The 10,758-nt window shown below is 68.2% G+C and carries 8 protein-coding genes and 1 pseudogene; 7 read left to right on the top strand and 2 right to left on the bottom strand.

Going from position 1 to position 10,758, the window contains the following annotated elements:
- Together VF697_RS13220 and VF697_RS13215 are read left to right on the top strand one after the other, a co-directional pair.
- A partial coding sequence (locus VF697_RS13220; protein ID WP_331094853.1) for a sensor histidine kinase occupies positions 1-724 on the top strand: 724 nt, incomplete at its 5' end.
- Between the two features lie 103 nt (positions 725-827).
- The gene (locus VF697_RS13215) at positions 828-1,868 is read left to right on the top strand and encodes a glycoside hydrolase family 43 protein (protein ID WP_331094857.1); all 1,041 of its coding nucleotides are present in this window, start codon (positions 828-830) and stop codon (positions 1,866-1,868) included.
- Positions 1,869-1,913: 45 nt separating this feature from the next.
- On the opposite strand, the gene VF697_RS13210 is transcribed toward VF697_RS13215, so the two are convergent.
- A complete protein-coding gene (locus VF697_RS13210) occupies positions 1,914-4,625 on the bottom strand; it encodes a TonB-dependent receptor (protein WP_331094851.1) in 2,712 nt (903 codons plus the stop codon).
- Positions 4,626-5,366: 741 nt separating this feature from the next.
- Positions 5,367-6,032: an arylesterase gene (locus VF697_RS13205; protein ID WP_331094849.1), complete on the bottom strand. Its 666-nt coding sequence runs from the start codon at positions 6,030-6,032 to the stop codon at positions 5,367-5,369.
- A gap of 72 nt (positions 6,033-6,104) precedes the next feature.
- On the opposite strand from VF697_RS13205, the gene VF697_RS13200 reads away from it, so the two are divergent.
- The 5 genes and pseudogenes from VF697_RS13200 to VF697_RS13180 form a co-directional block, all read left to right on the top strand.
- Positions 6,105-6,836, top strand: coding sequence for an ABC transporter ATP-binding protein (locus VF697_RS13200; protein ID WP_331094847.1), 732 nt, complete (start codon positions 6,105-6,107; stop codon positions 6,834-6,836).
- Positions 6,833-9,361, top strand: a complete 2,529-nt coding sequence (locus tag VF697_RS13195; RefSeq protein ID WP_331094846.1) for an ABC transporter permease — start codon at positions 6,833-6,835, stop codon at positions 9,359-9,361. Before VF697_RS13200 ends, VF697_RS13195 begins: the two co-directional genes overlap by 4 nt.
- 23 nt (positions 9,362-9,384) lie before the next feature.
- Complete coding sequence (locus VF697_RS13190) at positions 9,385-9,846, top strand: aminoglycoside phosphotransferase family protein (protein ID WP_331094844.1); 462 nt, start codon at positions 9,385-9,387, stop codon at positions 9,844-9,846.
- A gap of 82 nt (positions 9,847-9,928) precedes the next feature.
- Positions 9,929-10,342: a hypothetical protein gene (locus VF697_RS13185; protein WP_414641286.1), complete on the top strand. Its 414-nt coding sequence runs from the start codon at positions 9,929-9,931 to the stop codon at positions 10,340-10,342.
- A 194-nt stretch (positions 10,343-10,536) separates the two neighbouring features.
- A pseudogene (locus tag VF697_RS13180) lies at positions 10,537-10,758 on the top strand (galactose-1-epimerase); the annotation flags it as partial.

The raw sequence follows: 10,758 nt of genomic DNA, 5'->3' as shown, positions 1-10,758 counted from the left end.
CGAGCGTCTCCGCAAGTCTCGCCTCTCCGGTCTGGCCAAGGCCACCGATCTCCTGAGCGAGCACACCGCCGACCTGGCCTCCTTCCTCACCCATGACCCCCAGGGCCAGCGGCTTCCGGCCTACCTCATCGCCCTCTCCCGTCAGCTGCAGGAGGAGCGCGAGAGCCTTCTCCAGGAGATGCACGCGCTGGGAGAGAGCGTGGATCACATCAACTCCATCATCGCCATGCAGCAGATGCACGCGCGGGCCGCGGGCGTGGTGGAGCAGGTGGCCCTCCCCCAGCTCCTCGACGAGGCGCTGCGCCTGCTCGCTGGCTCCTTCGAGCAGCTGGGCATCCGCGTCGAGCGTGACTTCGCCCCCGTGCCGCCCATCTCCGTGGACCGCCACAAGCTGCTGCAAATCCTCATCAACCTGCTGAGCAATGCGCGGCACGCACTGGTGGACAGCCAGGGAAAGGACAAGTGGATGCGCCTGCGCATCCGGCTGACGCCCGAGGGGACGGGGACATGCATCGAGGTGACCGACAACGGCGTGGGGATCGCCCCGGAGAACCTGCCACGCCTCTTCATGCAAGGCTTCACCACCAAGAAGACAGGCCATGGCTTCGGCCTGCACATCAGCGCCCTGTCCGCCTCGGAGATGAAGGGACGGCTGACCTGCTCCAGCCCCGGCCTCGGACAGGGCGCCACCTTCACCCTGGAGCTGCCCTCATCAGCGACCTGATTCGTATGATGATAGAGTTCCTACAACCAACTTCCGCCCCAGCCATGCTCAGGGTCTCGGCACTGGCTCGGGCGAACTCGAGAGGAGAGCTTCCGTGTCAGGCATGGGTAGAGCGTCGTTCTTCGGCTTTCTTGCCGCGGCCCTGGCTCTTACAGACGGCTGTGTGACTGCGAGCGACCCGCCGCCCCCGCAGGCTGGCGTGCCATATCCGCCTGTGTTCCGTGCCGATTTCCCGGACCCGTTCATCCTCGAGCACGAAGGGCGCTACTTCGCCTATGCAACGAATACGGGAGTGGCCAACGTGCAGATGGCGTCGTCCATGGATCTCGCGAGCTGGCGAATCCTTTGGGATGAACGGGAGCCGGCCCGGCTGCACGACGCGATGCCCGTCCTCCCCTCCTGGGCGAAGCCCGGCTTCACCTGGGCGCCCGAAGTGCTGCGAACACCGGGCGGCTTCGTGCTCTATTTCACCGCGCGCCACGCGGCCAGCGGCCTGCAATGCATCGGAGCCGCGACCAGCCACGACCCGCGCGGTCCCTTCACCTCGCAAGCCGCTGAACCCCTCGTGTGTCAGTACGAGCTCGGCGGCACGATCGACGCGAGCCCGTTCCGTGCTCCGGACGGGCAGCTCTACCTCTACTTCAAGAACGATGGGAACAACCCGGGCTTCAACAAGCCGACGGAGATCTTCGCCCAGCGGCTCTCCCCCGATGGGCTCAGCCTGACCGGCGACCGCATCTCCCTGATCCGCAACGACGCCCCCTGGGAGGGACGCGTGGTCGAGGCTCCGAGCATGATCGAGCGGGACGGCGCCTATGTCCTGTTCTTCTCCGCCAATGACTATGCCTGGCACGACGCGCAGCGCGTCTCGAGCTACGCGACCGGTTACGCCACCTGCGAGGGGCCGCTGGGGCCCTGCGTCGATGCGCCGAACAATCCGTTCCTCGCCAGCACGTTTCAACCCTGCCTCAGCGGCCCCGGTCATCAGACCGTGTTCCAATCCGGGGACAGGCAACTCCTCGCCTTCCATTCCTGGTCAGCGACGACGGCTTGCAGGCCAGGGAAGCTGGGGCGCTTCATGCACATCGTTCAACTGGCCTGGCAAGACGGCGTGCCCCAGATCTCCGCCCTCGAGCCGCGTTAGGCCGCGGCGAGGCTGGAGCGCACCCCAGCCTCGCCATGCTTCTACCTAGATGCGGACGCGGACGCCCAGCGAGTAGATGCTCTCCTCGTAGCGCACGTCGCGGGGGTAGGTGGCGCCTTCGGGCGTGAACCGCCTGAAGTTCCTGAAGGGATTACCCAGGATGTTCGACGCGTCGAGGGTGAAGGAGACCTTCTCCCAGGGCGAGTAGCTCCCCGAGAAGTCGAGACGCGAAACGCGTTCCACGAACTCACCCGTGAACCCTGCCCCTTGCGGATCCTGGACGTAAGAGGTGATCCAGGGCGAGCGCTGGTTGAAGGCCAGACGGGCGGAAAACTTTTCGCGCTCGTACATCGCGACGAGGTTGTAGGACCATCTGGAAACGCCGGGGATCCGGCCGGCCTCACCCTGCTGGAGCTCGATGCCCTCGGGGAAGTACTGCTTGTCGTCCAGATAGGTGACGTTGCCATAGACGCCGAAGCCGCTGGCCCAGCCCGGGAGGAAATCGAAGAAACTCCCGAGCGAGGCTTCGAAGCCCTGGATGCTGCCATCGCCGTTCACCGGGATGTTCACGCGGACCCGACCAGGCCCATAGACCGGGTCGTCCCGGGTCACGTCGACGTTCGTGATGAAGCCGTTGAAGTCGCGGCGGAACACGGCGAGTGACGCCATACCGGTCTGCAAGAAATAGTATTCAAGTGTGGCGTCGTAGTTATTCGACCGGACAGGCTTGAGATCGGGGTTGCCACCCCTACCGGTGACCTGGCAGCTCCGAGGCGCGTTGGGATCCGCCAGACAGGGCGGCGGCGCGTCGAGGATGGCCGGTCGCAGCTGCTCGAAGCTCGGCCTCGTACGGGTCTTGCTGGCGGAGAGCCTCAGCTGGAGGCCGGGAATGAGCCGAAGCCTCGCGCTGGCGTTGGGAAGCAGGTCGGTATACCCCCAGTCGTCCGTCAGGGTGGTGGTGAGGCTGGGGAAGGTGGTGAGGGAGGTGTTGGTGCGCACCGCCCGGAGGCCGACAACGCCGTCAACCCGCACGTCGGCAACCTTGAATTCGTAGCGCGCCTGCCCGTACCCGCTGAAGGTCTGCTCGTTCGCATCGAAGACAGACAACCTCTCGGGGACGCCCGGGGCGAAGCCCTGAAGGGAGCGCAGCTGCTCCACATTGCTCCGGATGCTGTCGTACGTCGGCACGATCCAGGTCCGTGTCCCCTGGATGTCGCTGCCTCGGAAGCCGCCGCGGAACTCATGAAGCTCGACCGGTATCTCGGAGAGCGGAGTCCCGGCCGCGGGCGTGCCGTAGCGCTGACCATTCTCCTGAAAGGCGTCGCGCGTCGTGAACCGGAACCCGGCCTCCAGCTTGGGGATGAAGGAGACGCCGGTGTTCAGGTCGAGGTCCGTTCGAGCCTGCCAGTCGTCGCCCGCCGCGACATAGGACCTGTCGAAAAAGCCGAGATAGCGGAAGTTGGCGCGATCCGTCAGGTCGAAGTTCTGGAGGCTGAACTCCATGCCGCCGGGTCCCCTCGGCACGTCGAAGTTGACGTCAAAGGTGGGGGAGGAGGCCAGCTCCTGGTCGAAGCTGTAGAGCGACATGTCGAACCTGCTGTCCGTCCGCGCGACATCGGCCGTGAGCCGCAAGGGCCCCACTTCGTAGGCGCCGCCGACGGCGAGCTGATAGGTGTCGGTCTCGCGGAGGGTTGCTCCCTGGAACATGAACGGCCGGGCGGCATTTTCGACGGTGAGGCTCTGCGCCTGGTCCGTGGTGCCCGGCCGGAACTTCACATTGGTGTATCGACTGCCACCGCCCCACAAACGCATTTCCAGAATGCGGTCCGAGACGTTGTCGCGGTACCCCTGCCAGAGCCCGTCGACATAGAACTCGAGTCCCGGTTGCGGCCGCCACTGCACCGAGCCGTTCACGGACGGCCGCTCCCGCTGGCCTGCCCCATAGAAGATGCCGACGACATCGGGGAAGCGGAACTGCTCGCCCGTGTCCGCGGATGTCCCGGTGCCAATGAACCCGGTGTTCCAGCGCGCGGAGTCGAGGTAGTTGAGGCGGGTGTAGGAGACGTTGATCAGCGCGCCGATGTCGCCCGCACCAGTCTTCCAACGGTTGGTGACCAGGAGGTTGCCGTTCGGGTCAAACCTGCCGGACTGGTTGGCGTAGGTGCCCCGCAGGGCGCCCGAGATCTCAAAGCCCTCGAAGTCGAGCGGCCGGCGTGAGCGGACGTCGATGAGCCCGGCGAGGCCGCCTTCGAGCTGATCGGCGGTCGTGGATTTGTAGACGTCAAGCGACGCGATGCCGCCCGCTGGGAAGTCGGCAAGCGCGACGCTGCGCGTCTCGGCGGTGAAGATCTCCCGACCATTATAGGTCGTGGTGAGATCAGGCAGACCACGCACCAGCACCTGGCCTTGCGCTTCGCCCCGGGCACGGTCCACCTGGACACCCGGAATGCGGGCGGCCGTCTCGGAGACCGTGACGTCCGGCAACTTGCCGATGTCTTGCGCCACGACCGTATCGACGATCTGGTCGGAGTCGCGCTTGACGGTCTGCGCCTTCTGCATGCTGCGTTGCAGGCCGACGACGACGATCTCCTCGACATACTCGTCGGGCGCGGGCTCATAGGTTTCAGCGACCACGCCGGCGTCCGCCTGGGGCTGGCCTGCGTCGGCCGCTTGCGCCGGTGCGCCGGTCTGCGCGAAAGCATCGGCTGTCAGCAGCGCAATGGACATCGAACAAAGAATGAATGTCTTCAACCGCATCTAATGTCCTCTTTCATACACATCGGTCCGGGGGGGGGGATAGGCTGATAAGCTATTCGTAAAATTTTGTATCTCACCCATCCGGCCAGAGCGTGTCAAGACGAGTTATGAGCGACTCGCGGCGCCGCTCCTTTCCGAAGGGCTGTCGCGCTGCGGCATCGTTCGACTTGAAAGTGCCCTCGTCGCGGCGGTCGCCCTGCGGGTGGGGCTGGCTCTGCGCAGGACGGTGCTGGGCCTGGCGCCGCTGCCGGCCCCATCGGTCACGACGATCCGGGCTCCCTCGCCACGAAGAAGTCCTGTCGAGTCGCCCACTCGCGCCTCGGCATTCGTCACCGTCCGTTCGACAGCCGCGAGCGCAGAGGCCGTCGTTGCCGGCTCCGCTCGGGTGATCAGCTCGATGTCTGGCCGGGACGCGTATGCTCGGTGGACACCACTGCAATGGCAGCCACGCCCGCGGTGACAAACCTTACATATCTTGCGAAAAACTCCTCTTGGATGAATATGGCCACTGCAACTGGCCGAAATGATTTGCGAGGCACTGATTGAGTCATGTCATGAAGCAGCTCTTGTTCATGGCTTCCTCCAAGCGGTCCTCCCGCCCGGGATGAAGGGGGAGCACCGCGATCGCGACGGACAGACTCACGCCGTCCCGATCGCATGTGAGTCAGACGAGCGCCGCTGCGCCCATCGACTCTCCGTCGCGGCGCGCGGTCAGCAGGTGGTGAGGGAGGGCTCCCTCGCTCACTTCAGCAGCGGAGCCAGCGCGGGCCAGACGTGGTCACGCAGCTTGGGCTGCACGGCGGCCACGGGGTGGATGTTGTCGGCCTGGAAGGCGCCACGGTCCAGCGCGATGGGCTCCAGCAGGAACGGGAGCAGGGCCACCTGGTGCGCCTCGGCCACCGCGCGGTAGTTGGCCGCGAAGCCCTCCGTGTAGGCCTTCCCGAGGTTGGGTGGCATGCGCATGCCCACCAGCAGCACCCGGGCCCCGGAGGATTTGGCCGCGCGCACCATCTTCTCCAGGTTGGCCCGGGTCTGCTTGAGCGGCAGGCCCCTCAGGCCATCGTTGCCCCCCAGGGCGATGACCACCACCTCCGGCCGGTTGCGCGCGAGCTCTCCTTCTATCCGTGAGGCGCCACCCGCGGTGGTTTCACCACTGACACTGGCATTCACCAACCGCCATCCGGGCGCCTGCTGGGCCATGCGCTCGGCCGTCAGCGCGACCCAGCCCTCCCGCGGCGCGAGCCCGTAGGCGGCGGACAGCGAGTCCCCCATCACCAGCACCGTCCGTCCGGACCCGGCCGCCTCGGCCGGCTCCGGCAGAGCGGTCAGTAACACGGCCAGTGTCAGCACCAGGTAGCTGAGCACACCGGAGGCCCGGGTACGCTCCCTCATGTATTCTTGGCTCATCCGCTGCAACTCCTCCGGGTGCGCGTTACAAGCCTGCTCCGCGAGCAGACACTCCCCTGCCGAAGAACCATTATGCCCCACAACATCGCGTCGCACGCCAAAGTCCAACCCGACCCGCAGCGGTTGGCCCTGCAGGTGTCGGAACTGGGCAAGCGGGTGTCCCTGCCGTCCGGAGCACTCACCATCCTCGAGGGGGTGGGCTTCTCGATCTCCCATGGCGACACCGTGGCCATCGTCGGGGCCTCCGGCTCGGGAAAGAGCACGCTGCTGTCGCTGATGGCCGGGCTGGACACGCCCAGCACCGGCAGCGTGCTGCTGGACGGCGAGCCGCTGTCCGCCCTGGACGAGGACGGCCGCGCGCGCGTGCGCGGCGAGAAGGTGGGCTTCGTCTTCCAGAGCTTCCAGCTGCTGCCCTCGCTGACGGCGCTGGAGAACGTGATGCTCCCGCTCGAGCTGCGCGGAGATGCGGATGTGGAGACTCCCGCCCGGGCCATCCTCGGCAAGGTGGGGCTGGGAGAGCGGCTCGGCCACTACCCGCGCCAGCTGTCGGGGGGAGAGCAGCAGCGCGTCGCCCTGGCGCGTGCCTTCGTCACCCGGCCGGCGGTGCTCTTCGCCGACGAGCCCACCGGCAACCTCGACACCAGCACCGGCCAGGCCATCATCGAGCTGCTCTTCTCGCTCAACGCGGAGGCGGGGACCACCCTGGTGCTCGTCACCCATGACGAGCACCTCGCGGCGCGCTGCGGGCAGCGGCTGCGGCTCGACGCGGGCCGCCTGGTGGCCAATGAGAGGCGGCCCTCATGAGACTGCTCAGGATGGCCTGGCGCCAGCTGCGCCGTGACTTCGCCGCTGGCGAGCTCCGCATCCTCCTCGCCGCACTGGTGCTCGCGGTGCTGGCGGTGACGGCCATTGGCTTCGTCACCGACCGCGCCGAGCGCGCGCTCGCCCTCGAGGCCAACCGGCTGCTCGGCGGGGATGCGGTGGTGGTCGGCGACACCCCCCTCGCCGGGGTGGTGCGCGAGGCGGCGGGAGCGCCCGGGCTGCGAAGCACCGAGACGCAGGAACTGCCCAGCATGGTCCGGGTCGGTGACGCGGACGATGAGCGGCTCAAGTTCGGAGATCTCCGGGCACTCGGAGAGGGGTTTCCCCTGCGGGGCCGCTTCCGCATCGTGGAGACGGTGGACGGCCCCGAGCGCGACGCCGCCGGCATCCCCGAGCGGGGCAGCGTGTGGATGAGCCGCGCTGGCGCGGACGCGCTGGACGCGAAACTGGGGGACATGATTGGTGTCGGCGAGTCGCAGCTGCGGCTTGCCGCCCTGGTGGTGCAGGAGCCGGATGCGGCGCTCGACTACTTCAACATCGCTCCCCGGGTGTTCCTCAACCTCGCCGACCTGCCCGCGACGGGGCTGGTGCAGGAGGGCAGCCGGCTGCGCTACCGCCTGGTGGTCGCCGGAGAGCCAACGGCGGTGGAGCGCTTCGTGCGCACCGCGCGCGAGGGGCTCGCACGCGGCCAGCGCCTGGAGACGGTGAAGGACGCGCGTCCGGAGGTGCGCTCCGCGCTCGACCGTGCCGGCCGCTTCCTGAGCCTGGCGGCGCTGGTGTCGGTGGTGCTGGCGGCGGTGGCCGTGGCCATGGCCGCGCGCCGACACAGCGAGCGGCACCTGTCGAGCACCGCGGTGATGCGGTGTCTGGGCGCGAGCCAGCGCACGCTGGTGGGCACCCACGGGGGCGAGCTGCTCCTGCTCGGGCTCATCGCGAGCTCCATCGGCGTCCTGCTCGCCTTCCTCTTGCAGTGGCTGGTGGGCAACTGGCTCTCCGAGGCGCTGAAGCTGGCCATCCCGGCGGCCGGCTGGGTGCCGGCGGTGCAGGGGTATGGGGTGGGCCTGGTGGTGCTGCTGACCTTTGGTGCACCGCCCATCCTCGCGCTGCGTCGGGTGCCCGCGCTGCGCGTGTTGCGGAGGGATCTCGACCGCACCGAGCCGAGCGCCTGGCTGGTGGGGTTCGCGGGCGTGCTGGGGCTGGCCGCGCTGTTGTGGTGGAAGGCTGGCTCGGCGGGGCTGGCGTCCTGGATGCTCCTGGGCATCATCGCCACGCTGGGGGTGCTGGCCGCACTGGCCTGGGGGCTCATCGCCGTCGTGCGGCGGCTGCGCTCGCGGCTGCGCGGGAGCCTGCGCTACGGGTTGGCCAATGTGAGCCGACGGGCGGCCACCAGCGTCGCCCAGGTGTCGGCGCTCGGCCTGGGGCTGATGGCGCTGCTGCTGCTCACCTTCGTGCGCACCGACCTGCTCGATCGCTGGCAGGTGTCGCTCGCCAAGGAGGCTCCCAACCGCTTCATCGTCAACGTGCAGGAAGACCAGATAGAGCCGGTGCGTGCGTTCATGGCGGAGCAGGGGTTGCCCGCGCCGGACCTCTTCCCCATGGTGCGTGGCCGTCTGGTGGCGCACAACGGCGAGCCGGTGAAGGCGCCGCCCGCCGCGGAGGACGCCGACGCCGAGGAGGAGCGTCGCAGGCAGCGGCGCGCGGACCGCGAGTACAACCTCTCCACCGCTGACACGCTGCGCGACGACAACCGCGTCACCGCGGGCGCGTTCTGGGGCCCACAGGGTCCGGAGAAGCCAGAGCTGTCGGTGGAGGAGGGCTTCGCCGCCTCGATGAGCTGGAAGCTCGGTGACCGCGTGGCCTTCGACATCGCGGGCCAGCGGTTCGAGGCCACCGTCACCAGCTTGCGCAAGGTGGAGTGGGAGAGCTTCCGACCGAACTTCATCGTGCTGGCTTCGCCGGGCTCGCTCAAGGGCTATGCGGCCAGCTACATCACCGCGGTGCACGTGCCCCCGGAGCGCACGCGCTTCACCGCGGAGCTGGTGGCCCGCTTCGCCAACCTCTCGGTGGTGGATGTCGACGCGCTGCTCAAGCAGGTGCGCAGCACCGCGGACCAGGTCTCCACCGTGGTGGAGGTGGTGTTCTACTTCTCGCTGCTCGCGGGCCTGCTGGTGTTGATGGCCGCGGTCAGTGCCAGCCAGGACGAGCGGCTGCTGGAGGGAGGGGTGATGCGGGTGCTGGGCGGTAGCCGCCGACAGCTGCGGCTCGCGCAGGCCTCGGAGTTCGCGGCCATTGGCCTGCTGTCGGGCCTCACCGCATCGTGCGCCGCCTCCGTCCTGGCCGGGGTCATCGCCACGCAGGTGTTCAGCCTGCCGTGGCAGGCGGACTGGCGACTGGTGGTGGTGGGAGGCGGGCTGGGGGTGCTGGCGGCGGTGAGCGCGGGGATGTTCGCCACCCGGCGGGTGCTGGACGCACCGCCCTCGGTGACGCTGCGGGAGTCGCAGGGCTGAGCTTCGTGGATCCGCTCCAACCCATGGGCATGACGCGGCGAACCATCGACATACCCGACGAGGTGCGGCGCCGGGTGGCTCTCCAAGGCGCGGAAGGCGAAGCATGGGTGGAGAGCCTGGAGCCGCTCATCACGGCGCTGAAGCGCGAGTGGAAGCTCATCGTCGGGCGCACACTTCGGGGCGGCAGCGGCTCCATCGTGTTGGAAGCAACGACCGCGGATGGCCGCCAGGCAGTGCTCAAGCTCCCCGTTCCCTGGCTCGATCCCGAGCGCCGCCAGTTGGGCGTGCTGCTCGCGGCGAAGGGCCGGGGCTACGCCCAACTCTTACGCCACCATGAGGAAAGCGGAGCCCTGTTGATTGAGCGGCTCGGCCCAGCGCTTTCAGAACTCGGGCTCGGGATCGACGTCCAGCTCGAGGCCCTCTGCGCCACCCTGTTGCAGGCCTGGACCGTGCCGCCGGACAAGCGGGGTCTACCTGTCCGGTGACCGCAAGGCCGTTGACCTCGCCGCATTCATCGAGAGGACGTGGCGCGAGCAGGGAAAGCCGTGCTCCGAACGCACGCTCGAAGTGGCGCTCGCCTTCGCCGCCGCCCGCCGGGCCGCCTTCGCGCCCCACACCGCCGTCCTGGCGCACGGCGACGCTCATGCGGGCAACCTCCTGCTTGCGTCCGCCGAGGGCGAACCGCGGCGCTATAAATTCGTGGACCCGGAGGGGCTCTTCATCGAGCGCGCCTACGACCTGGCCATTCCCATGCGCGAGTGGGGCACCGAATTGTTGGAGGGGAACCCCCTGGCGCTGGGCCATCGGCGCTGCGCTCTCCTGGCCCGCCTGACCGGCGTCGAGCCGGAGGCCATCTGGCAGTGGGGCTTCATCGAGCGGGTCTCCACGGGGCTGCACCTTCGAGAGCTTGGATGGGAGGCCGAGTCCCGCGAGTATCTCGCCGTCGCGGAGGCCTGGGCAGCCGCGGAGCCTCACGGCTGACAGGTGGCGCCTGAACACGCCGCACGGCCGTGGTTCCCACTGAAGCTTCACGCCCTGCGTGCTATGAAGCCGGCCCTCGCTCACTTGCCTGGGCCGGAAGCTGACGACTCGCGTCCAGCTCAGGACCTGCGCGCGACAGGCCGCGCGCATTCACCTTCCTCACAGGAGGCATCGTGGAACGGACCCCCTTCGGTATGGCCCCAGGAGGACAGCCCGTTGATGTCTACACCCTCACCAACAGGCGGGGGGTAGAGGCGCGGGTCACCAACTACGGCGGAATCATCCTCAGCCTGCGCGTGCCGGACCGGAACGGCCGCTTCGACGACGTGGTGCTGGGTTATGACTCGTTGGCTGGCTACCTGGCGGAATCCCCGTATTTCGGCGCGCTGATCGGCCGCTACGGCAACCGCATCGCC

This window comes from Archangium sp. (assembly GCF_036388035.1).
Classification (GTDB): Bacteria; Myxococcota; Myxococcia; order Myxococcales; family Myxococcaceae; genus Archangium.
This window is presented reverse-complemented; position numbering and strand designations above follow the sequence as displayed.

Coding starts and splice junctions, on each gene's coding strand:
- VF697_RS13215 (WP_331094857.1), top strand. CDS start 828: ATGGGTAGAGCGTCGTTCTTCGGCTTTCTTGCCGCGGCCCTGGCTCTT.
- VF697_RS13210 (WP_331094851.1), bottom strand. CDS start 4,625: ATGCGGTTGAAGACATTCATTCTTTGTTCGATGTCCATTGCGCTGCTG.
- VF697_RS13205 (WP_331094849.1), bottom strand. CDS start 6,032: ATGAGCCAAGAATACATGAGGGAGCGTACCCGGGCCTCCGGTGTGCTC.
- VF697_RS13200 (WP_331094847.1), top strand. CDS start 6,105: ATGCCCCACAACATCGCGTCGCACGCCAAAGTCCAACCCGACCCGCAG.
- VF697_RS13195 (WP_331094846.1), top strand. CDS start 6,833: ATGAGACTGCTCAGGATGGCCTGGCGCCAGCTGCGCCGTGACTTCGCC.
- VF697_RS13190 (WP_331094844.1), top strand. CDS start 9,385: ATGGGCATGACGCGGCGAACCATCGACATACCCGACGAGGTGCGGCGC.